This is a genomic window from Hafnia alvei (assembly GCF_034424155.1).
Classification (GTDB): Bacteria; Pseudomonadota; Gammaproteobacteria; order Enterobacterales; family Enterobacteriaceae; genus Hafnia; species Hafnia alvei.
In genome coordinates this window covers 237,205-260,201 of the sequence record NZ_CP139992.1, presented here as the reverse complement: position 1 = coordinate 260,201, position 22,997 = coordinate 237,205, and the positions used below count along the sequence as shown (strand labels likewise).

21 protein-coding genes are annotated in these 22,997 nt (G+C 50.2%); 3 read left to right on the top strand and 18 right to left on the bottom strand.

Annotated elements, in window-relative coordinates; genetic code table 11:
* Positions 1-8: 8 nt before the first annotated feature.
* The 3 genes from trkH to pepQ form a co-directional block, all read right to left on the bottom strand.
* The gene (gene trkH, locus U0008_RS01215; protein WP_025802255.1) at positions 9-1,460 is read right to left on the bottom strand and encodes a Trk system potassium transporter TrkH; all 1,452 of its coding nucleotides are present in this window, start codon (positions 1,458-1,460) and stop codon (positions 9-11) included.
* Between the two features lie 65 nt (positions 1,461-1,525).
* Positions 1,526-2,140, bottom strand: a complete 615-nt coding sequence (locus U0008_RS01210; protein WP_025802253.1) for an IMPACT family protein — start codon at positions 2,138-2,140, stop codon at positions 1,526-1,528.
* Positions 2,140-3,471, bottom strand: a complete 1,332-nt coding sequence (pepQ, locus tag U0008_RS01205; protein WP_025802251.1) for a Xaa-Pro dipeptidase — start codon at positions 3,469-3,471, stop codon at positions 2,140-2,142. The genes U0008_RS01210 and pepQ overlap by 1 nt, the downstream gene beginning before the upstream one ends.
* A gap of 202 nt (positions 3,472-3,673) precedes the next feature.
* Here pepQ and fadB point away from each other — a divergent pair, with 202 nt between their 5' ends.
* Positions 3,674-5,878, top strand: coding sequence for a fatty acid oxidation complex subunit alpha FadB (gene fadB / locus U0008_RS01200; protein ID WP_043490332.1), 2,205 nt, complete (start codon positions 3,674-3,676; stop codon positions 5,876-5,878).
* 25 nt (positions 5,879-5,903) lie between these two features.
* Positions 5,904-7,067 (top strand): acetyl-CoA C-acyltransferase FadA, encoded by a 1,164-nt coding sequence (gene fadA / locus U0008_RS01195; protein ID WP_043490348.1) that lies wholly within the window; start codon positions 5,904-5,906, stop codon positions 7,065-7,067.
* A 136-nt stretch (positions 7,068-7,203) separates the two neighbouring features.
* Here fadA and fre read toward each other — a convergent pair whose 3' ends face one another.
* The 3 genes from fre to pepE all read right to left on the bottom strand — a co-directional run bounded on the left by fre (position 7,204) and on the right by pepE (position 10,340).
* Positions 7,204-7,905, bottom strand: coding sequence for an NAD(P)H-flavin reductase (gene fre / locus U0008_RS01190; RefSeq protein WP_043490329.1), 702 nt, complete (start codon positions 7,903-7,905; stop codon positions 7,204-7,206).
* 48 nt (positions 7,906-7,953) lie between these two features.
* Positions 7,954-9,462 (bottom strand): 4-hydroxy-3-polyprenylbenzoate decarboxylase, encoded by a 1,509-nt coding sequence (gene ubiD / locus U0008_RS01185; RefSeq protein ID WP_043490327.1) that lies wholly within the window; start codon positions 9,460-9,462, stop codon positions 7,954-7,956.
* Positions 9,463-9,614: 152 nt separating this feature from the next.
* Positions 9,615-10,340, bottom strand: a complete 726-nt coding sequence (gene pepE, locus U0008_RS01180) for a dipeptidase PepE (protein ID WP_043490325.1) — start codon at positions 10,338-10,340, stop codon at positions 9,615-9,617.
* A gap of 253 nt (positions 10,341-10,593) precedes the next feature.
* On the opposite strand from pepE, the gene rfaH reads away from it, so the two are divergent.
* On the top strand, positions 10,594-11,082 hold the full coding sequence (rfaH, locus tag U0008_RS01175) for a transcription/translation regulatory transformer protein RfaH (protein ID WP_025802240.1): 489 nt from the start codon (positions 10,594-10,596) through the stop codon (positions 11,080-11,082).
* Between the two features lie 55 nt (positions 11,083-11,137).
* Here rfaH and hemB read toward each other — a convergent pair whose 3' ends face one another.
* The 12 genes from hemB to U0008_RS01115 form a co-directional block, all read right to left on the bottom strand.
* Positions 11,138-12,160: a porphobilinogen synthase gene (gene hemB, locus U0008_RS01170; protein ID WP_025802238.1), complete on the bottom strand. Its 1,023-nt coding sequence runs from the start codon at positions 12,158-12,160 to the stop codon at positions 11,138-11,140.
* Positions 12,161-12,174: 14 nt separating this feature from the next.
* Positions 12,175-12,957, bottom strand: a complete 783-nt coding sequence (tatD, locus tag U0008_RS01165) for a 3'-5' ssDNA/RNA exonuclease TatD (protein WP_043490321.1) — start codon at positions 12,955-12,957, stop codon at positions 12,175-12,177.
* Positions 12,958-13,019: 62 nt separating this feature from the next.
* Positions 13,020-13,805 carry a Sec-independent protein translocase subunit TatC gene (tatC, locus tag U0008_RS01160; RefSeq protein ID WP_025802235.1) on the bottom strand — a complete coding sequence of 262 codons (786 nt, stop codon included), beginning with the start codon at positions 13,803-13,805 and terminating at the stop codon, positions 13,020-13,022.
* Between the two features lie 3 nt (positions 13,806-13,808).
* Positions 13,809-14,363 (bottom strand): Sec-independent protein translocase protein TatB, encoded by a 555-nt coding sequence (gene tatB, locus U0008_RS01155; protein ID WP_025802233.1) that lies wholly within the window; start codon positions 14,361-14,363, stop codon positions 13,809-13,811.
* Between the two features lie 3 nt (positions 14,364-14,366).
* A complete protein-coding gene (gene tatA / locus U0008_RS01150) occupies positions 14,367-14,636 on the bottom strand; it encodes a Sec-independent protein translocase subunit TatA (protein ID WP_025802230.1) in 270 nt (89 codons plus the stop codon).
* 134 nt (positions 14,637-14,770) lie between these two features.
* A complete protein-coding gene (gene ubiB / locus U0008_RS01145) occupies positions 14,771-16,405 on the bottom strand; it encodes a ubiquinone biosynthesis regulatory protein kinase UbiB (RefSeq protein WP_043490318.1) in 1,635 nt (544 codons plus the stop codon).
* Positions 16,402-17,019 carry a ubiquinone biosynthesis protein UbiJ gene (gene ubiJ / locus U0008_RS01140; protein ID WP_038501897.1) on the bottom strand — a complete coding sequence of 206 codons (618 nt, stop codon included), beginning with the start codon at positions 17,017-17,019 and terminating at the stop codon, positions 16,402-16,404. The genes ubiB and ubiJ overlap by 4 nt, the downstream gene beginning before the upstream one ends.
* Before the next feature lie 13 nt (positions 17,020-17,032).
* Positions 17,033-17,788, bottom strand: a complete 756-nt coding sequence (ubiE, locus tag U0008_RS01135) for a bifunctional demethylmenaquinone methyltransferase/2-methoxy-6-polyprenyl-1,4-benzoquinol methylase UbiE (protein ID WP_025802224.1) — start codon at positions 17,786-17,788, stop codon at positions 17,033-17,035.
* Positions 17,789-17,891: 103 nt separating this feature from the next.
* Positions 17,892-19,424, bottom strand: coding sequence for a DNA recombination protein RmuC (gene rmuC / locus U0008_RS01130; protein ID WP_043490316.1), 1,533 nt, complete (start codon positions 19,422-19,424; stop codon positions 17,892-17,894).
* Positions 19,425-19,545: 121 nt separating this feature from the next.
* On the bottom strand, positions 19,546-20,076 hold the full coding sequence (locus tag U0008_RS01125) for a DedA family protein (RefSeq protein ID WP_043490314.1): 531 nt from the start codon (positions 20,074-20,076) through the stop codon (positions 19,546-19,548).
* Positions 20,077-20,197: 121 nt separating this feature from the next.
* Positions 20,198-22,006 (bottom strand): carbon starvation CstA family protein, encoded by a 1,809-nt coding sequence (locus tag U0008_RS01120; protein WP_043490311.1) that lies wholly within the window; start codon positions 22,004-22,006, stop codon positions 20,198-20,200.
* Positions 22,007-22,163: 157 nt separating this feature from the next.
* Entirely contained in the window at positions 22,164-22,949 is a 786-nt protein-coding gene (locus tag U0008_RS01115; protein WP_043490309.1) for a tyrosine-protein phosphatase, read from the bottom strand.
* Positions 22,950-22,997 lie beyond the last annotated feature (48 nt).

Below are 22,997 nucleotides of genomic sequence, written 5' to 3'. Positions count from 1 at the left end.
TGAATACTTTAATTACGCCAAAACGTTGGCGTAAACAGCACTAACAAGGTGAAGACTTCTAATCGACCAAACAGCATGGTGACGACCAGCACCCATTTAGCCGCATCATTCATCGAGGTGAAGTTGTCTGCAACCACTCCTAACCCTGGACCGAGGTTGTTCAAGGTTGCGACCACTGCAGCAAACGCAGAGAAATCATCAACCCCTGTCGCGATAATCGCAAGCATACTAATGATGAAGACTAATGCGTAGGCAGAGAAGAAACCCCATACCGCTTCAAGGATACGTTCCGGCAAGGCTCGGCTACCTAGCTTGATGGTATAGACCGCATTAGGATGCACCAGTCGCTTAAGTTCACGCGACCCCTGCAAGAACAGCAGCAGAATACGGATGACTTTCAGCCCCCCGCCCGTTGAACCCGCACAGCCGCCGATGAATGCGGAACATAATAGAAGCACAGGCAGAAATAACGGCCAGTGCGCAATGCTGTCAGTAGTAAACCCAGCAGTTGTCGCCATCGACACCACTTGGAAAAACGCCTGATTCACCGTTTGTAGTCCCGTTTGATAAACGTTATGCCACCATAGAACAAGGGTACATACCGCCACCAGCGTCAGCTGAACAAAAATGAACATACGGAATTCAGGATCGCGCCAATACACTTTCAAGCTTCGCCCGCTTAGGAGCGCAAAGTGCAAACTGAAGTTACAGCCGGAAATCAGTAGGAATACCGCAATGATGGTATTGATAGTAGGACTGTTGAAATAGCCTATGCTGGCATCGTGCGTTGAGAATCCGCCAATCGCGATAGTTGAGAAGCTATGAGAAATGGCGTCGAAAACATCCATCCCCGCGCCCCACAGCGCCACGGCACACGCAACGGTCAGCAAAACATAGATAAACCATAATGTTTTGGCCGTTTCAGCAATACGTGGGCGCATCTTATTATCTTTTAGCGGCCCCGGCATTTCGGCGCGATAGAGCTGTAATCCACCTACGCCCAAAATAGGCAAAATGGCCACGGCCAAGACGATAATCCCCATACCGCCAAGCCACTGCAGCATCTGTCGATAGAATAAAATAGCTTTAGGGAGGTTATCTAAACCAACAAGAGTCGTTGCCCCTGTGGTTGTTAAACCGGAGAACGATTCAAAGAAGGCATCTGTCACGCTGAGGTTCGGACGTTCTGAAAACAGGAAAGGCAATGCCCCAACGCTGCCCAACACCGTCCAGAACAGCACAACAATCAAAAAACCTTCGCGCGGCTTTAACTCATGTTTTTGCTTACGCTGTGGCCACCACAGCAAAGTACCGATCGTTAGCGCAACAAAGAAAGTTTGAGTAAACGCCCGGCCTGCACCGTCACGATAAATCAGGGCAACAAGCCCCGGGATGATCATAGTTCCAGAGAACAATATGACGAGTAAACCGACGATGCGGATAATGGCACGAAAATGCATTCGGGCACGTTCCTTGCTCAATTAAAGAGTAATAAGTACAACAAAAAAGATAATGCGGGGGATTATTACGAAGTCTGATGTAATTGCAATGAGCCACGGCTCATGTTGCGTAACTTTTCAGCGACGTCTTCTACAACCAGCACTGGCAAACTCACCGTCAGCAGCACATCAACAGCATAATCACTCTGCAAGATCTCGCCCCCAGCCTGCGCTATAACGGCTTCAACTTGGGTCAATAATCCATAGTCACACTGCAAAGTATACTCAGCCTGTGGCACTTTACGCGCTACCGGCAAAAGTTTTAATGCTTGCTGAACACCACCCCCGTAGGCCTTAACCAAACCACCGGTTCCCAATCGGATGCCGCCATAATAACGTACGACGACCGCCGTAATCTCACCAATATGACTGCCCATCAGTTGAGCAAGCATGGGCTTTCCCGCCGTTCCCGACGGTTCTCCATCATCGGAAAAACCTAACTGTTGAGAATCATCCGGTGCACCAGCAACAAACGCCCAGCAATGATGACGCGCATCAGGATGCTCGGATTTCACCTGAGTGACAAAAGCTTTTGCCGCTTCACTACCCGTCGTATGTGCCAACAAGGTAATGAAGCGGCTTTTTTTGATTTCCTCGCTGAAGCTCAGCGCCTCAGCGGGAATAAGATAAGGCTGACTCATTAATCCAAATGCAGATCGCGCGTCATATTTTCCACGGATTTCTCATGGAAAATAACGTTATCTTCAATACGGATCCCGCCGTAAGGACGGAAAGCGTCAATGCGGGCCCAATCAAAGTGCTGACTAAACTTCCCTTCTTTCCACGGCGCGAGCAGTGAATCAATGAAGTACAGGCCAGGTTCGATGGTCATCACCATTCCCGGCTCCATGATGCGCGTGCAGCGCAAGAACGGATACATTTCTGGCGCGGCCAGATGGGTACCATTTTCATCCTGCATAAAACCTGCAACATCATGAACCTGTAGCCCAAGCGGATGCCCCAAGCCATGCGGCAGGAATGGGCATGTCAGCCCTTGTTCCACGGCGGCTTCTTCACTGATATCTTTTAGAATATGGTGTTTTTTGAGTAATTTTGCCAAACGCTGATGCATTTGCAGATGGTAATCCGTGTAGCGAACACCACATTTCAGTGTCGCGATCAGCGCCTGCTGCTCTTTGTTCATATCGCTGACCAAGGCTGCAAAATCGCTATCGCTTTTAGCCGCATAGGTACGCGTTAAATCAGCCGCATAGCCGTTATACTCCGCGCCCGCATCAAGTAAGAAGCTACGGACTTCAGAAGGCAACTTATGCTGAAGCGTGGTGTAGTGGAGAACCGCAGCGTGCTCATTCAGCGCCACGATATTGTCGTAAGGAACATCGGTATCACGATGTCCTGTTGCCGTCAGATAAGCCTGATTGATATCAAACTCACTCATACCTGACTGGAATGCTTCCAACGCCGCTTGATGCCCAACTACTGCCGTCTTTTGCGCTTCGCGCATACACGCTTGTTCATAGCCGGTTTTGTATGCGCGATGGTAGTGCAGATAATCCAGCACCGCCTGCGGATTAATATTTTCGGCTTTAATGCCCAGAGACTGCGCACGCTGCGGCACATAGCCGATATAGGCAACACGCTCACGTGCACTTGGCAACAGCTGTGCGATGTCATCCGCTTTACGCAAAGCGGTCATTTCTACATGAGAAGTCCAAAACGCTTCTGGCAATGGTTCAACGCTATACCAGTAATCAACGGGAGAATAGAACCAAAGCTTCGGCTTATTCACACCGTCTACCCACAGCCAGCAATTAGGTACTTGAGTCACCGGCACCCAGGCTTTGAACTGAGGATTCACCTTAAACGGATAATCGCGATCGTCTAAGAACAACGATAGCAACTCACCAGAATGAATCAGTAATCCATCCAATTGACTACGCGCTAAAACCTCACGGGTGCGCTGCTGCAGCGTTTCCATGTGTTCAGAATACAACGAAGCTAGTGTTTCCATGTAAATGACCCTTTGCCCACAACGAATTTTTCCATCTTATCACAGCCCTCCTTAAAAACAGGAAGTTGGCAAAAATCCCATTCAACTCTCTGTGATCGAGTTTGCAAATGCGCAATGTTTTGTTTGCATTTTTTTAACATTAAAACCACACTTCAAAACATCTGGTCATACCAGATCAACTGCGCTGATTCAGGAGATCACGATGCTCTACCAAGGCGAAAACCTACATGTAAACTGGCTCGAAGACGGTATTGCCGAGCTGGTATTTGACGCTCCAGCCGCCATTAACAAGCTGGATACCAAAACTGTTGCCAGCTTAGGCGCAGCCCTAGACGTGCTTGAAAAACAGCCGCAGCTGCGGGGCCTATTAGTGCGTTCAACCAAAGCCGCTTTTATCGTTGGCGCAGATATCACCGAGTTTTTATCTCTATTTGCGGCTCCAGCAGAAAAACTCACGCAATGGCTCAACTTCGCCAATAGCGTATTTAACCGCTTAGAGGATTTACCCGTCCCCACCATTACCGCCATAAATGGCTATGCGCTGGGCGGAGGTTGCGAATGTGTATTAGCCACCGATTTCCGCATCGCTACGCCGGACGTTCGCATTGGCCTGCCAGAAACTAAGCTGGGAATTATGCCTGGCTTCGGCGGGTCGGTTCGTTTGCCGCGCCTGCTCGGTGCGGATAGCGCACTGGAGATCATTGCCGCCGGTAAAGATATTGGCGCTGAACAAGCCCTCAAAGTCGGTTTAGTCGACGCGGTGGTATCGCAAGATAAGCTGGTTAGTGGCGCACTCAAAATGTTGCACCAAGCCATCGATGGTCAACTGGATTGGAAAGCACAGCGCCAGCCAAAGCTGGAACCGCTAAAGCTCAGCCCGATTGAATCGCTGATGAGCTTCACCACGGCCAAAGGCATGGTGATGCAAACCGCAGGGAAACACTACCCTGCGCCAATCACCGCGGTGAAAACCATTGAAGCCGCCGCCGGTTTAAAACGTGCCGAAGCACTCAAGCTTGAAACCGCCAGCTTTGTGCCATTAACCCGCACCACCCAAGCTCGCGCTCTGGTTGGGATCTTCCTCAACGATCAGTTCGTGAAAGGCAAAGCCAAGAAACTTGCCCAGTCTGGACAAGTCCCTTCACAAGCCGTGGTGCTCGGTGCGGGTATTATGGGCGGCGGTATCGCCTATCAATCTGCGCTGAAAGGCACGCCGGTGTTAATGAAAGACATCAGTGAAAAATCGCTGCTGCTCGGTATGAATGAAGCCGGCAAACTCCTCAACAAACAGCTCGAACGTGGGAAAATCAATGGCCTGAAAATGGCGCAGATCCTCTCCACAATCCAGCCAACGCTGAACTACGCGGGTATTGAACAGGCGCAAATCGTGGTTGAGGCCGTAGTTGAAAATCCAAAAATTAAAGCTGCCGTCTTAGCGGAAGCAGAATCATTGATTAAACCAGACGCGGTGCTGGCTTCGAATACTTCCACCATCCCTATCGATCAGTTAGCCGCCTCGCTGCAACGTCCTGAAAACTTCTGCGGTATGCACTTCTTTAACCCAGTACATCGCATGCCATTGGTCGAGATCATTCGCGGGGCTAAAACCTCCGATCAAACAATTGGCACCGTTGTCGCTTATGCCACCAAAATGGGCAAAACGCCGATTGTGGTAAATGATTGCCCTGGCTTCTTCGTCAACCGCGTGCTGTTCCCTTACTTCGCCGGTTTTAGCCTGCTGTTACGCGACGGAGCTGATTTCCGCCAAGTTGATAAAGTGATGGAGAAACAGTTTGGCTGGCCTATGGGCCCGGCTTATCTGCTCGACGTCGTCGGCATCGACACGGCACATCATGCTCAAGCGGTTATGGCTCAAGGTTTCCCGCAGCGTATGGGCAAAAACTATCGCGATGCGGTGGATGTGATGTTTGATGCACAGCGCTTTGGTCAAAAAAACGGCGTGGGCTTCTATCGCTACGAGCAAGACAGCAAAGGCAAACCACGCAAAGTACAGGACGAGCAAACTGCGGCTCTGCTAGCAGAGGTTGCGCCATCTAATGCACAGTTCAGTGATGAAGAGATCATCGCTCGAATGATGATCCCGATGATCAACGAAGTCGTGCGCTGTTTCGAAGAAAAAATCGTGTCAAGCCCTGCTGAAGCAGATATGGCTCTGGTCTATGGCATTGGTTTCCCTCCGTTCCACGGCGGCGCATTCCGCTACCTAGACACCATCGGCACTACGCAATATGTCGAAATGGCCCAACGCTACCAGCATTTAGGTGAGCTATATCAGGTGCCAGCAGGCCTACGCGCCAAAGCAGAAACCAACGCGGCCTATTATCCGGCGGCGGCACCGATTGAGACCGACGCAACGATGGCCTCCAGCGCCACTCAACAGGCTTAAGGAAGGAATCATGGAAAACCGTTCAATTGAAAACGTGGTGGTTATCGATGCCGTCCGCACGCCAATGGGTCGCTCAAAAGGCGGCGCATATCGTCAGGTTCGAGCTGAAGATCTCTCGGCACATCTGATGCGATCACTGCTCAGCCGCAACCCAAACGTCGATGCAAAAGAAATCGATGACATTTACTGGGGCTGTGTACAACAAACGCTGGAACAAGGCTTTAATATTGCACGCAACGCCGCGCTGCTGGCTGAACTGCCACATAGCGTACCGGCAACGACGGTTAACCGCCTGTGCGGTTCGTCGATGCAGGCGATTCACGATGCCGCTCGCGCCATTATGATCGGTGATGCACAGATTAGCCTAATTGGCGGCGTTGAACATATGGGCCACGTACCGATGAGCCACGGCGTTGATTTCCATCCAGGCCTAAGCCGCACCGTTGCTAAAGCGGCTGGCATGATGGGGCTGACCGCCGAAATGCTGGCGAAAATGCACAAAATCAGCCGCGAAATGCAGGATGAATTTGCCGCTCGCTCACATCAGCGCGCCTATGCCGCCACAACTTCTGGCGCATTTAAAAACGAGATCGTCCCTACCGCAGGTCACGACGCCGATGGCGTGTTGAAAATGCTGTTTAATGATGAAGTCATCCGCCCTGAAACCACCGTCGCTAGCTTGGCAGCGTTAAGGCCTGCCTTCGATCCGGTAAATGGTACCGTCACGGCAGGCACCTCCTCGGCACTTTCCGATGGAGCATCGGCCATGTTGTTGATGAGCGAGTCACGCGCCAAATCATTGGGCTTAAAACCACGTGCACGCATTCGTTCGATGGCCGTAGTGGGCTGCGATCCTTCCATTATGGGATACGGCCCTGTGCCTGCTACCCAGCTCGCCTTAAAGCGTGCAGGACTGAGTATTTCAGATATCGGACAGTTTGAATTGAACGAGGCGTTTGCGGCTCAGACCTTACCGTGTCTAAAAGATCTTGGGCTGCTGGATGTGTTGGATGAAAAGGTGAATCTTAACGGCGGCGCAATTGCCTTAGGCCACCCGCTCGGCTGTTCCGGCTCACGTATTTCAACTACGCTGCTGAATCTAATGGAGCGCCGTGACGTGCAGTTTGGTCTGGCAACCATGTGTATTGGATTAGGTCAGGGTATTGCGACCGTATTCGAGCGGGTTTAACCAGCTCTCTTGCCGCTTGAAGCATAACGGGTACAAAGTTTAGTTGCCGTACTTCCCGCCTGTCAGGGGCGGGTTTTTTATTTCTGGCAGAACACCCTCTGCTAGCAGCCGATACACTACTAGCAGAGGCGTTATATCAGATGAACGCAAACGCATCGCCAAACATATGCTCTGCTTTAGCTTCGCGCTCGGCGCAGAAACGCTCACGCGCAATCTTCGCCATTTCAAAACGCCCAGCGATATAGATGTCGTATTCTACCAACGAACCGTAGTCTTGCAAAACCGCGCTCAAAACGGTGCCAGTTCGACCGTTCCAGCCCTCTTCTGGTTGTTCAACCACAGGAATAACTTTCAGCTGTGGATGCTTTTCTCGCAGCGCTTCTAGCTCGGCCAAATCGTAAAGGTACTTAGATTCACGGCCACCCCAATAAATCGCAATCTCACGATTAGGCTGCTGTGCCAGCGCCATCATTAAAATAGAGCGAGTGTAGGAGAATCCTGTACCACCGGCGATCAACACTAATGGACGATCACCCTCTTCACGCAGCCAAGCGTCGCCGTGAGGAATATCAACATTCACCACACGATCTTTCAGAATGCGATCCATCACCGCCATCGCATAGAGATTAATCTCTGAAGCGCCGATATGCAGTTCGATAAAATCCTTTTCCAATGGCGTTGAAGCCATAGAGAACGGACGCTTGTCACGCTCATCCATTTCGACCATCAAATACTGGCCCGCGCGAAACGAAACCGGTGCTTCCGGCACTAAGCGAACGCGATAAACCGTATCGGTGATAGCCTCAACGGAAGTGACTTTACAGCTCAACGTTGTCATGTAGTTACTCTATCGGATAATGGGTTTTGCATAACCAGACAGCCGCCGTTAATTAGGCTTGCGGCTATTCTTAGCGTCAGTATGGTTATCTTCCAGAATTGCCAGTTCATCCCAGATGGCATCAATCCGCGTACGGACTTTTTCATCCATAACAATGGGGCGTCCCCATTCGCGTTGTGTTTCGCCCGGCCATTTGTTGGTGGCATCCAGTCCCATTTTAGAACCCAGCCCCGACACCGGTGAAGCGAAATCAAGATAATCTATCGGTGTATTTTCAATCATCACCGTATCACGCGCGGGATCCATTCGAGTAGTGATTGCCCAAATAACGTCGTTCCAATCTCGAGCATTGATATCGTCATCACAAACAATGACGAATTTGGTGTACATGAATTGGCGTAAAAACGACCAGACGCCCATCATTACGCGCTTGGCATGACCGGCGTACTGTTTCTTCATGGTAACGACCGCCATGCGATACGAACACCCTTCTGGCGGCAGATAGAAATCCACGATTTCTGGGAACTGCTTTTGCAGAATCGGCACGAAAACTTCGTTTAATGCCAGCCCCATCACCGCAGGTTCATCCGGTGGACGTCCCGTATAGGTCGAATGATAAATAGGATCACGACGTTGGGTAATATGAGTCACGGTAAAGACAGGGAAATTATCAATTTCATTGTAATAACCCGTGTGGTCACCATAAGGTCCTTCTGGCGCCATTTCACCCGGCTCGATATAGCCTTCCAGCACGATTTCAGCACTGGCTGGCACTTCCAGATCGTTAGAAATACATTTAACGACTTCGCTCTTGTTGCCGCGCAATAGCCCAGCAAACGCATATTCAGAAAGCGTATCCGGCACCGGCGTCACCGCGCCGAGTATCGTCGCTGGATCGGCACCTAAAGCCACTGACACCGGGAAGCGTTCACCGGGATGTGCTTGGCACCACTCTTGGAAATCAAGCGCACCGCCACGATGAGATAGCCAGCGCATAATCACTTTATTCTTGCCCAAAACCTGCTGGCGATAGATGCCAAGGTTCTGCCGCTCTTTATGCGGACCTCGGGTCACCGTCAGCCCCCACGAAATCAGCGGGGCAGCGTCTTCAGGCCAGCAATGCATTACTGGAATACGCCCCAAATCAACATCATCACCCTGCCAAATAAGCTCTTGGCACGGTGCGGTGCTCAGCCGTTTCGTCGGCATGTTCAGAACCTGCTTAAACTGAGGCAGTTTATCAAACAGATCGCGGAACCCTTTTGGCGGCTCCGGTTCTTTCAAAAATGCCAACAGCTTACCGACTTCACGCAACGCGCTAACATCCTCCTGCCCCATTCCTAAGGCAACACGCTTCGCGGTACCAAACAGGTTACACAAAACGGGAATGTCATACCCCTTCGGGTTTTCAAACAGCAACGCTGGGCCACCGGCACGCAAAGTGCGGTCAGCAATTTCTGTCATTTCCAGATAAGGATCGATTGGCTGGCTGATGCGTTTTAGCTCACCTCTCTGTTCCAGCAAAGAGAGGAATTCGCGCAAGTCACGGTATTTCATAGCTTTCTTATTGGGCTGGTGAAGAACCCATTATAAGCGTTCTTCACTCTGGTTGCTGCACTTTTGTTACAAGCAGGTAACTAATTGCTTTAATAAGCATTATCATTCGATTGGCTGCCAGCAACAAACGGTATGTCTTTACTTATGGGCAATTAACGGCAGCGAAAAGGCACCATCTCAGCCAGTGCTTGCGTATCAAAATACTCATGAGTTTCTTGATTGTGGCGGAACACTTTATAGCCCTGCGCTTTCACGCTGTAGTATTCCAGTTCATCACCGGAAACATGCAGCAAGCTGCCTTCACGTAACGCAATCACATATTCACTTGGGTTCACCGCACAGAACTCAGCGATACGCTCGTCGCGCGTTTCGCCCATATGACCACTCAGGTGGGCATCGATATAGTGCGGGTTTATCTGAACAGGGAATAAACCTAGCGCAGGCAGTACCACGCTATTGCGTACCGGCATATCGTTGGTGGTCCGAATGCTTGGCGTTGCCACGTTACAACCGGCACTCCAGCCGATGTAGGGGATCTCACGTTCACGTACCGCGCGCTGAATCGGCACAATCAGGCCATTCTCATGCAGCATTTGGTTCAGCAGCCACGTATTACCGCCGCTCACCAGAATACATTCAGCCTCTTCAATGGCTTTTACCGGATCGCCAAAATGATGCAGACTGGTAACTTGAATACCTAATGAGTTTTCTAATTCTGCGGCACGGGCGTCGTAATTACCGCGGATCACTGCATAAGGAACCAGTACAGCAGAACGTATCTTCTTACTTAGCAGCATGGACTGGATGGGCCCTTTTGCATAACCCAGCAATTCAGATTCACCGGAAACCTTACCGTTACTCAGTAAAAACAACTCCATGGAAATTTCTCCTGACATTGAGAATAATTTTATTGCGCTTTATCACGCCGAAACCACTCGTCATCTGGGTGGTTATATAGGGCGACATTTATAACTAATAATTATGGTCAACGCTGTGATCTTCTGCCTGAAGTGGCAAAAAATGTAAAACTTCGGCATAAGCAATAGGAAATACTCGCTATCAATACCTGAAACTGTCTATCAATCCGACCTTTTGCTATGCTCTAGGTAAGTCATTAAATTGTAGGTTGTTATGGAATCGTGGTATCTGCTGTATTGCAAAAGAGGTCAATTAGAGCGTGCGAAAGAACATCTGACGCGTCAGGAAATCCCTTGCTTTACTCCAATGATTACGTTGGAAAAGATCGTACGCGGTAAACGTACACAGGTGAAGGAACCTATGTTCCCTAACTACATGTTTATCGAGCTTGATCCCGAAAGAATTCACACCACCACGGTGCAATCTACGCGCGGGGTTAGCCATTTCGTTCGATTTGGATCTCTACCGGCTACTATTCCTTTTAAGGTTATCAAGCAGTTAATGACGGCCCCCCCCACTGAGCTCATTGATCCTGATACGCCAGCGCCCGGCGACACCGTTGTCATCACCAGCGGCGCATTTGAAGGTTTTGAAGCCATTTACAGCGAAGCCGATGGCGAAAAACGCGCCATTCTATTGCTTAACCTGCTTAATAAACCGGTTCAGCAAAGCGTTGAAAACACTGATTTCGAAAAGCGTTAAATAAAAAAACCGCCGTGAAATATCAACGGCGGTTCTTGTCTACTTCAAGCAATGATTAGCGATTCATTTCTGCATCGTGCAGCCACTGGGCAACACGCTTGGCGAAATAAGTCAGCACGCCGTCAGCGCCCGCACGTTTGAAGCAAATCAGAGATTCCATAATCGCCGGTTTTTCTTGCAGCCAGCCATTTTGGATGGCGGCCATATGCATCGCATACTCACCGGAAACCTGATAGGCAAAGGTCGGCACACCGAAGGTGTCTTTCACACGACGCACCATATCCAGATACGGCATACCCGGTTTTACCATCACCATATCAGCGCCTTCTTGCAGATCTTGAGCCACTTCCTGCAAGGCTTCATCGCTATTGGCAGGATCCATCTGATAGGTTTTCTTATTGCCCCCCTTCAGATTGCCAGAAGAGCCCAATGCATCACGGAATGGGCCGTAGTAGCAAGAAGCATACTTAGCGGAATACGCCATAATCTGAGTATTGACCATCTGCTGCGCTTCAAGCTGGTCGCGAATGGCGCCAATACGCCCATCCATCATATCGCTCGGAGCGATAATTTCAGCACCGGCTTCGGCATGAGAAAGCGCCTGACGCACTAAAATCTCTTTGGTGATATCGTTAATGACGTAGCCATCAGCGTCGATAATCCCATCCTGACCATGCGTAGTATAAGGATCTAACGCCACATCAGTCAGCAACCCCAGTTCAGGAACCGCATCTTTCAGCGCACGTACGGCGCGCTGCACCAACCCATCAGGGTTATAAGCTTCTTCAGCGTGCAGTGATTTTTTGTCTGTGCCAATAACCGGGAACAACGACAATACCGGTACGCCCAGTTTGGCAATCGCTTCTGCTTCTTTAACCAGCAGATCGATCGTCATACGGTGTACGCCCGGCATTGAGGAAACTTCTTCCTGATGATTCTTGCCTTCCATAACAAACACGGGGTAAATCAAATCGTCTACGGTCAGAACGTTTTCAGCCACTAAGCGACGGCTGAAATCATGGCGACGAACACGACGCAGACGACGGCCTGGGAAGGCCCCTGGAAATGCATAGCTCACGTTATTCTCCTTACTCATACCAGCCGAAAAAGTTGGCGGGCATTATTTTCAGTAACCTGCTTTAACCACTCCACATCCTGCTGACGCCAGCCAGCGACCTGTGAAACGATGTGCGGTAAGAAACAGGGTTCATTACGTCGCGATTTAGGTTTGTTTTCTAAGTCACGCGGCAGTAAATAGGGGGCGTCAGTTTCAAGCAATAGACGCTCAGTTGGGATCTCGGGCAGCATGGCACGCAGCTCAAGGCCACGTCGCTCATCACAAACCCATCCGGTGATGCCGATATAAAGCCCCAGATCCAAACATTCATGTAGCTCTTCACGGCTACCGGTAAAACAATGTACTACCGCGCCGGGTATTTTGGCTAACCATGGACGCAATAGAGAGATAAATTTTTCATGTGCCGACCGGCAATGCAAAAACAGCGGTTTGTTGAGCTCTGATGCCAACGCCAGCTGGGCGGTAAAAGCTCGCTCTTGTTCATCGGGAGTCGAAAAGTTGCGATCAAAATCAAGACCACATTCGCCAACGGCAACGACTTCTGGCAAAACAGCCAACGCGGCGATCTCCTCGGCGCATTGCTGATTCCATGAACTGGCATTGTGTGGATGAACACCGGCGGTTGCCCAGCAGTAATCTGGATACTCCTGCGCCATGGCGATAGCGCGTTTGCTCTCATGCAGATCAGTACCGGTGATCAACATCGCGTTCACCCCAGCCGTACGCGCACGCTCAACAACCAGAGGAACATCTTTGGCAAACTGACTGCTTGTTAAGTTAACGCCAATATCCAGCATGAAAGCACTCCAAAAACCATGTAAAGAGGCCGCCCTTTCGGCGGCCTCTGGCACTTATTGTGTCAGCCCTGTTTTGGCTGCTCGTCGGTATCTTCTTCGCTTCCCTCATCCTCTTCATCACGAGAACGGCGTTTACCCACGTAGAACCGAGCGAAGAATACGCCGATTTCAAACAGGATACACATTGGGATCGCCAGCAGTGTTTGCGAGAACACGTCAGGCGGCGTGAGCAACATACCCACAACGAAGGCACCCACGATGACATATGGGCGTTTCTGTTTTAACTCCGCTGGCGTAGTTACTCCGCTCCAGCACAGTAAAATAATGGCTACCGGAACCTCAAACGACACGCCAAACGCCATAAAGAGCGCCATAACGAAATCGAGATAGTTATTGATATCCGTTGCGATTGTCACACCAATCGGTGCGGTTTTCGCAAAGAAACCAAACGCCAATGGGAACACGATAAAGTAGGCAAACGCCATACCTAAATAGAACAGGAACGAGCTTGAAACCAGCAATGGCATCAGCAGGCGGCGTTCATGCTTATAAAGGGCTGGAGCCACAAAAGCCCAAATCTGGTACAAAATCATCGGCGCAGAAACAAACACCGACACCATCATTGTCAGCTTAATCGGCGTAAAGAACGGCGATGCGACATCGGTGGCGATCATGCTAGCGCCCTGTGGCAGCTGCTTAATCAGCGGCGATGCAATCAGGTGGTAAATGTCGTTGGAAAAATAGACCAGCGCCAGAAATACCACCAGAATACAAATAATCGAATTTAAGAGTCGCTTACGTAGCTCGATTAAATGGCTAATCAGAGGCTGGGTATCATCAACGGCCATGCTTTAACGATCGCTTGTTGTAGAGTGAGAGGGAACAGGCTGCTCTGGAATTTTCACTGCTGGTTTTTCAGCATCAACCAAAGCGTCCTCTGTGGCTACCGGCTCAGCCGATGTTGCATTGGTTGCTTCCACCTTAACGGCTTCGGCACGCTTGCGTTCATCTTCTCTTAAGCCTGCATCGACTTCGTCGTGAAACGCTTCAGGGTCTGTCGCATCCGGTTTATGGATGGTTTCAGCAGCCTTTGCAACAGGCTCAGCAACCTGAGTCTGATAACTGCGCTTCATTGACTCTGCGGCTTCTTTTAGCTCATCCATTGAGGCTTTTAGTTCAGGGGTCAGATTCTGAAGACCAGCGCTTTCGGCTTTCTTCAAACTATCCTGCAACTCCTGAAGCTTTAACTCCTGCGACAGTTCGTTCTGAACAGAGGCCGCAAGAGATCGCAGCGCCCTGATCCATCCGGCAACCGTACGCACTGCAACAGGCAAACGTTCAGGGCCTAGTACAACTAGACCTATGACCATTACCAGCAGCAGCTCACCAAACCCGATGTCAAACACAGCTTACACCTGCTCTTTGTTCTGGCTCTTAGATTCTTCTTTCTTCACTTCAGGCTGCTGCTCGGACAGAGACTTAAAGTCTGCATCCTGCGGGGCCGCAGTGTTGTTTGTGTTAGCCGACGGTGGGGTTTTGTCTTCATCACCAATCGCCTTTTTAAAACCTTTAATTGACGCACCAAGATCGGAACCCAGAGTACGCAGCTTATTAGTACCAAACAGCAGTACTACGATCACTGCAATAATCAACAACTGCCAAATACTGATACCACCCATTTTAATCACCTCTATTGATAGGGGTTATTCGTGCGCCGCATTATACGGTAGTCACGCAGAAATATTGAACTACTAACCAATAACAATTAACCAAAAGTATGCGCTAGGAACGATGAATTACTCGTTTTGGGTATCTACTGGCGGGTATAACGCCATCCAGCGATCCAAGCCACACATCCGCCAGCAATAACCCAAGCTGGCCAGACTGCAATTTTCGCGGCAACCAAAATCGTACCACTCAGTAATAGTGTAGCGCCAATCCCAAACAAATATCGTGAGCGTCCATGGCGATTACGTTGTTTATCAAGCTGCGTGAATAAACGGTCGACGCTCTGCTGCAAGGCTTTATGCTGTTGCAAGCTGTCATAGAATAACTCTGGTAGCTCCGGCAGCTTTTCAGCCCAGAACGGCGCTTTCTCTTTCAAAGAACGAATAATCGCTGGTATGCCTACCTGATCGCGCAGCCATGTTTCCAAGAAAGGCTTAGCCGTCGTCCACAGATCTAGCTGCGGATAAAGCTGACGCCCCAGTCCTTCCACATACAGCAGCGTTTTTTGCAAGAGAACCAACTGTGGCTGCACTTCCATGTTGAAGCGCCGCGCAGTGTTGAACAGATTTAACAGCACATGACCAAACGAGATTTCAGCCAATGGCTTTTCGAAAATAGGCTCACACACCGTACGAATGGCAAACTCAAAATCTTCAATGTTGGTATCGCGCGGAACCCAGCCAGAATCAACGTGTAACTCAGCGACCTTACGATAATCACGATTGAAGAACGCAATAAAGTTTTCCGCCAGATAGCGTTTATCGTCTTTGTTTAAGCTGCCCACGATGCCACAGTCGATGCCGATATACTGCGGATTTTCTGGGTGTTCATAGCTCACAAAAATGTTGCCGGGGTGCATATCCGCATGGAAGAAACTATCGCGGAAGACCTGAGTAAAGAAGACCTGAACGCCGCGCTCTGCCAACAGTTTCATATTGGTATTTTGCGCATGTAAAGCAGGCAAGTCAGACACCGGAATACCGTAGATTCTCTCCATCACCAACACATTTTCACGGCAGTAATCAGAGTAAATCTCGGGAACATATAGCATTGGGCTGTCTTCGAAATTACGACGAAGCTGAATGGCGTTCGCCGCTTCTCGCAGCAAGTTGAGCTCATCCAATAACGTTTTTTCGTATTCACGCACCACTTCGCGTGGGCGCAAACGACGGCCATCCGGCATCAGCTTCGGAACCCAGCCCGCAAAACGGTACATCAGGCGCACGTCAGCTTTGATAATGGGCAGAATATCGGGGCGAATCACTTTCAGCACGATTTCACGGCCGTTCTCTTTTAATTTAGCCGTATGAACCTGAGCAATAGAAGCCGAAGCCAGCGCATTTTGGTCGAAATCATCAAACCATTGCTCAAGCGGGCCGCCCATTGAATCTTCAATTTGCTTACGGGCCAGAGCACCATCAAAAGGTGCTACGCGATCCTGAAGCAGCGCCAGCTGATCGGCGATCATCGGCGGGAACAGATCGCGACGAGTCGACATCATCTGACCAAACTTAATCCAAACCGGCCCTAACTCCTGTAATGCCAAACGCAGGCGTTCACCAAGAGGTTTGTCCTTGTGCTTGTTACGCATCCAAAACAGCAAATGCCTGCCCATGCGCAGCGGCAAAGTCATGCGCATTTTCGGGATCAGTTCATCGAGGCCGTATGTCAGGAACACACGCACAATCAAATAAAAGCGGCACAGTTCCGTTGGCGTCATACCTTGTCCTCAAGCTGAGAAAGTCGCTTATCCAGACTTTCCGTTTGACGATTGACGGCATCAACCTCTTCGTTAAACCACGCCGCTTCCAATGCACCCGGAGCCACACGCCACTCTTCGGTCATCGCTTGACCAATGTACTGCTGCTGACGTTTACAGCCCGTGGCAATAAAGCTGGCACCTTTACGTAAAAACTGGCTCATCCCTTGGGCAACAATATCGCCCGTGTACGGCGCTAACAGCTCAGCAGGATCCCATTCGGCTAAATCCAACAGACCGATGAACTGCTGCACCACCTGAATATCGCCTTCTACGTTTAAATCACCGGAACGAATAAGTGCAGTCAGTTGCTGACGATCGCGCAGTTCGGGCAATACGGATAGCCTCGTCGTGACGCTGCAATCCGTGTTGTCTTCCCATGCGCCTAAAACATCCACACGGCTCTCACTAAAGACCAAATAGATCGGCGAGTTTATTTCATTAACGAAAACACCCAGCACTTTACCTGTCAGGCGCTGACGAGCGCTGTTTAGCGCCCGATCGCGGTACAAAATTCGGTTGAGCGCCGTTTCAATCGCACCAGTCAATAATGGGTTTAGCAATGGGGTCAGCATAGCGATCCTTCAGTTAAAACTTGTAACCACGATGTAGAGCAACAATCCCACCGGTTAAGTTGAAATACGTGGTGTTTTCAAAACCAGCGTCATCCATCATGGATTTCAGCGTTTCTTGATCGGGGTGCATACGGATAGATTCTGCCAAATAGCGATAGCTTTCAGAATCATGCGCAACCAGCTCGCCGATTTTTGGCAGGATGTGGAATGAATAAGCATCATAGGCTTTATTCAGCGGCTCAAGTAGCGGCTTAGAGAACTCCAGCACCAGCAAGCGTCCACCCGGCTTCAACACGCGATACATCGAGCGCAGCGCTTTATCTTTATCGGTCACGTTACGCAGGCCAAAGGCAATGGTAATGCAGTCAAAATGGTTATCAGGGAACGGCAGCGCTTCAGCGTTGGCTTGAACGTAGTTGATATTGCCGATCACGCCCAGATTACGCAGTTTTTCGCGACCAATCTTCAACATGGAGTCGTTGATATCAGCCAGAACAACTTCGCCCTGCTCGCCTACAATGCGTGAAAATTTGGCCGCTAGATCGCCCGTACCACCGGCAAGATCAAGCACCTTTTGCCCACGACGTACGCCGCTGCAATCAATGGTAAAACGCTTCCAAACCCGATGGATGCCAAATGACATGAGATCATTCATCAAGTCGTACTTTGCCGCAACGGAGTGGAATACCTGGGCAACTTTGCCTGCTTTTTCAGTGGTGGCGACGGTTTTGAAACCGAAATGAGTGGTTTCCGGCGTTTGATCTACCATTTTTTCTTAGCCTGCTTTTAATCTGATTGATTGTGAATCTACGCGATTAAGCGCTGTTCGGTGGTGCGAACAGTGCTCGGCCTAGTCGAAGCAAGGAGCAGTGTTAATCATCGAGTCCATTAGCGACTCTTATGGCAGGTTGCTGGGTAGCGTAATCCGCAGGTTCAGCAAACTCCTCATCTTCGGGTTCATTTTCCAGTCGGGCTTCTTCGGCAAGTGAAGGGCTAATTGGCCGTTTCACTTCCACTCCCAGAGTACGGAAACTCTCGACTTGCCCTATCAGATTACCACGGCCTTGCGCCAGTTTGTTCATTGCCTGACGATAACTTGCCTGTGATTTATCCAGACTCTGCCCAAGAGATTCCATATCATCGACGAACAAGCGCATTTTATCGTATAGCTTCGATGCACGATCGGCGATCTTCTGTGCATTTTGGCTTTGATGTTCATAGCGCCACAAATTGCTGATAGTACGCAACGCAACCAATAAGGTCGTCGGACTTACCAGCATGATGTTATGCCGCAATGCTTCGCTAATCAGTTCTGGCTCACGATCAATCGCTGCCAAAAATGCAGGCTCAACGGGGATAAACATCAAAACATAATCAAGCGAGCGCAATCCGGGGAGCTGCTGATAATCTTTACGCCCTAGCTGGCGAATATGGCCTTTAACCGAGGCGACATGTTCTTGCAGCGCGAGCTCTCGCACTGCATCATCCTCGGCATTAAAGTAGCGCTCATAAGCCACCAGCGACATCTTGGCATCAACCACCACGTCTTTACCCTGCGGAAGACGCACAATCACATCCGGCTGCATGCGGTTATTCACCCCAACCTGCACACTCACCTGCGTTTGATATTCATAGCCTTCACGCAGACCCGAGGCCTCTAAAACGCGGCTAAGTACCACCTCACCCCAGTTACCCTGCGTTTTGTTATCCCCTTTCAAGGCCTTAGTCAGGTTGACGGCCTCACGCGCCATTTGCGCATTCAACTGCTGGAGATTACGAATTTCATGCGCCAACGTGTGCCGCTCTCGCGATTCTTGTCCAAAACTCTCTTGAACCTGACGGCGAAAGCCATCGAGTTGTTCGCGCAACGGGCTCAGTAAGCCATTTAGGCTTTGCCGGTTCTGTTCTTCGACACGCTTTCCACTCTGCTCAAAAATACGGTTAGCGAGATTTTCGAATTGGGCACTCAGGCGCTGCTCGCTGTTAATCAGCAAGCGCTGCTTTTCTTCAGCCCCTAGCCGAGTTTCTTCCAAGCGAATCGTCACTTCGCGCAGTTCGGCTTCCTGCGCGCTATTGACTTCACGTAGAGCGCGAAGTTCTTGATTAAGTTGTTCATATTCATCACGCCAAATCGACTGTTGGTTTAACTTCTCCTGCGTCGCGGCATATTGGCTATATAACGTGCGTAGTTCTTGTTCTTTCTCTCGCACCTGTTGTTCTTGTTGCTGGCGTTGCTGAATCAGCGTCTGTTGCTCTTGCTGATACTGCGCAATTTCCTGCTGATGCAGGCGCAAATCGCCCTCCAGCGTCAATCGATGCTGTTGCATACGCAAACTTGCCAGTAACCAACCCAGCAGCAGGCCAACAACGCCGCCTGCTAAACCATAAAATATGCTGGAATCCACCCTGCCTCCGCCTTGATGACTTTTTCTGAACGTCACGGTAATAATATACTGTATGGATGTCCAGAGCGAGTAAGCAAAGTCTGCGAGGCTGCGCGCAAAGTGCAATGAAACGCAGCGGAACTCAGTCAAGCCAGCCGTTTAGCCATTGGATGCCAAAAGCGCCGGGAGCCAACATGGCAAATCCCCACAGGATGGCCGAGAGTAAATTGGCCAGTTGAAAATACCGCTTCGGCATCCCGCAAATCCCCGCTACCAGCGGAACAACAGCACGTAGTGGGCCAAAAAATCGGCCAATAAATACGCCCCACGTTCCCCAGCGTTCAAAGAATGCATGCCCGCGCACCATCAAATGCGGATGACGAGAAAGCGGCCACATATGCTCAACCTGATGCTGATAGCGATCGCCAAACCAGTATGAGACCCAATCCCCCATAAAGGCGCCGACGCTAGCGGCAATCCACAGCGGCCAGAATGCGATCCCGCTTTCGCCAACCAGCGCACCTAAGCCAAGCAAAATCACCGTTGCGGGTAATAACAGTGATAAAAATGCCAGCGACTCGCCGAAAGCTAAAAAGAAAACGATCGGAATGGCCCAATGTTCATGGTTGCGAACAAATTCAACCACGACCTGAATAATGCTATCTAACGTCACGGCATCGCTCTCTTGATAAGGGATATCTTGGCAGAATACGGCATCAAAGCAGCATTGTGGATTAACCAAAAATAAACGGCCGATAAATCGGCCGTTTAAGAGAGTAGTAAAACTTAATTATTTATGCTGTTGCGGTCGTCTGTTCAGCACGCAGTTCTTTTCCACGTACATCCCACAGTTCACGCCATTTACGCAGAGCAGAGATCAGGATAATCACACCCAATACCATCATGATGATTGAGATGGTGCCGTTGAAGATGTTGTAGCCTTTCGCCGCAGAGTTGAAATAGACGTTTTTAATCATCCAGTAACCGGCATAGTTTACGGTCACGAACAGATACGCTAACGGGATAACGCAGGTCAGCATATACACGCGCTTGGTCGCCAAACGCAGGATGATCGTTGCGCCGATAATCAAACCAACGGAAGCCATCAGCTGGTTGGACACACCAAACAACGCCCACACCGAGTTAATATCACCGGAGTTCAACAGATAGCCCCACAGCGCACAGGCGATGATAGAGCAGAAGATTGAACCTGGCAGCCAGTCAGTACGTTTCAGCGGAGCCCACAGGTCACCCAAGAAATCTTGCAGCAGGTAGCGTGCTACACGAGTACCAGAGTCAACCGCGGTCAGAATAAATACCGCTTCAAACATGATGACGAACTGGAAGAAGTAAGACGCCAAATTGCTAAACCATGGCACACGGATAAAGATATCCGTCATACCCACCGCCAACGTAACGGCACCACCGGTACGGCCATAGAGATCCAAACCAATCTCTTCGCTCAGTTTCGGCAAGTGAACCACTTCCATGCCTAACCCAGCCCACGATTCCGCGCTGGAGTTAATCGCAAAGTAGTCTGCAGGATGCAGAGAGGTTGCAGCAATCAGCGCCATCACGCCGACCACACACTCTGCCAGCATCGCACCAAAACCAACCGGCAGGATATCGCTCCATTTGTCGATCTGTTTTGGCGTAGTGCCAGAACCGATAAACGCATGGAAACCAGAGATTGCGCCACAGGCGATAGTGATAGAAATGAACGGCCACACTGGACCAGCCAGAACCGGGCCACCGCCGTGGATGAACTGAGTCACCGCAGGGAACTGGATTTCTGGGTTAATGAAGATAACGCCGATAACCAACGCGCCAAACACGCCGATTTTCATAAAGCTTGAAAGATAACCGCGTGGCGTCAACAGCATCCACACCGGTAACGCCGTTGCAAAGAAGGCATAGGCTGGCAGCAACAGGCTTACGGTCGTCGCTTTAAACGTCAGCCACTCGCCAAAAGTCGTATTTTGAATATGTGGGCCGAAGAATACGCAGGCCATAATAGCCGCGATACCTACATAAGTTGCCCCCTTCATACTGCCGGTCACACGTTCCCATAGCCCCACGCCGATCGCGATAGGAATGGTCATGAATACGGCGAAAGTCCCCCAAGGGTTACGTTCCAGCGCATGCACCACCACCATCGACAAGCCTGCCATGGTAATCGTGATGATAAACAGCATGGCTAAACCGGTACACCAGCCCGCAATCGGCCCCAGTTCAGATTTAGCCACTTCAGATAGGGATTTACCCTGGTGTTTCATGGAAGCGAACAGCACCACGGTGTCATGTACGGCACCGCCGACGACACAACCGATCAGCAGCCAGAGGAAGCCCGGCAGATAGCCGAACTGTGCCGCCAGAACCGGACCAACCAAAGGTCCCGCCGCGGCGATAGCCGCAAAGTGACTACCAAAGTTAACCCATTTTTTGGTAGGTACGTAATCTTTCCCGTCTTCAAAGGTATGTGATGGAGTCACTTCGTTATCATCTGCACGCAGTACCTTTTTTACGAAAAAGATACCGTATAAACGGTAGCAGATCGTAAGGATACACAGCGTAGCAATAACGAATGTAATTGCGTGTTGCATAGTTATTATCTCCTGAGGATTTCTCAGGCGCTAACATACTGGAGGGCTATATGTGGAGGGGGTTGAATTTGGTTAAGCGGCGCTTTGGTTACGTAAGCGGTATGAAAAATGGATTGAGTGGAGCCGAAAGGCTCCACTTGCTTTAAATATCGGAGATTTACGGCTCAAGGAACTGTTGCTGAAGTTGTGATCTCACCTGCATATTTAGCCCATATTCTTGTTCCAGCCAGCGATCAACCGTGCTGTATTTCTCTTTGATCGCATCCAACGCCGTCACCAAAAATTCCTCACGGGCAGACAGTACGTGAGAAAACTGCCCCAGCGCTTTTTCGTTCAATTTAATAGAGAGGTAATCCAGCATTTGGCTGCGGAATGGCGCTAGCGTGGTTTCGGTTAGCAGATAATCTTCCATCACCGTTGCTTCATCGGCGCCTAAAGCAAACAGCACCAACGCGGAGCCTACGCCCGTTCTATCTTTACCTACCGCACAGTGCTGCACAATCGCACCTTCCTCACCGCTTTGCAGCAATGTGCTTAACAGCTGATAAGCATGATTACTGAAGGGTAAACGGCGATAGAGCTCCAGCATAAATGCGTTCGCATCAAAAGATTCCAACGCTTCACTGGTGAGTTTCTCCAGATTGGCGTTCACCTCAGTGCTCAGCGGATTGGCTGGCAAGTTGATATAGCGCACCGCATCCCACAGCACATCAGGCTTGTTAGAAACTTCATCGGCATCACGATAGTCGAGGATATTTTTAATCGGTACGTCTTGCAGGTAGCTCAAATCTTTGTCCGTTAGGCGGTCTAACGCGCCCGAACGGAACAACTTACTACGCTTAATCCGACGCCCATCGGCAGCCAGATAGCCGCCCATGTCACGGAAATTAACGCCGCCTTCCAATGGGGCCAAGGAGGGATGCAAAAAAATAGTGGCTGTCATCATGACCTCTTATTATTTTAGATTATCACTCCCACCTTATCAGATTCA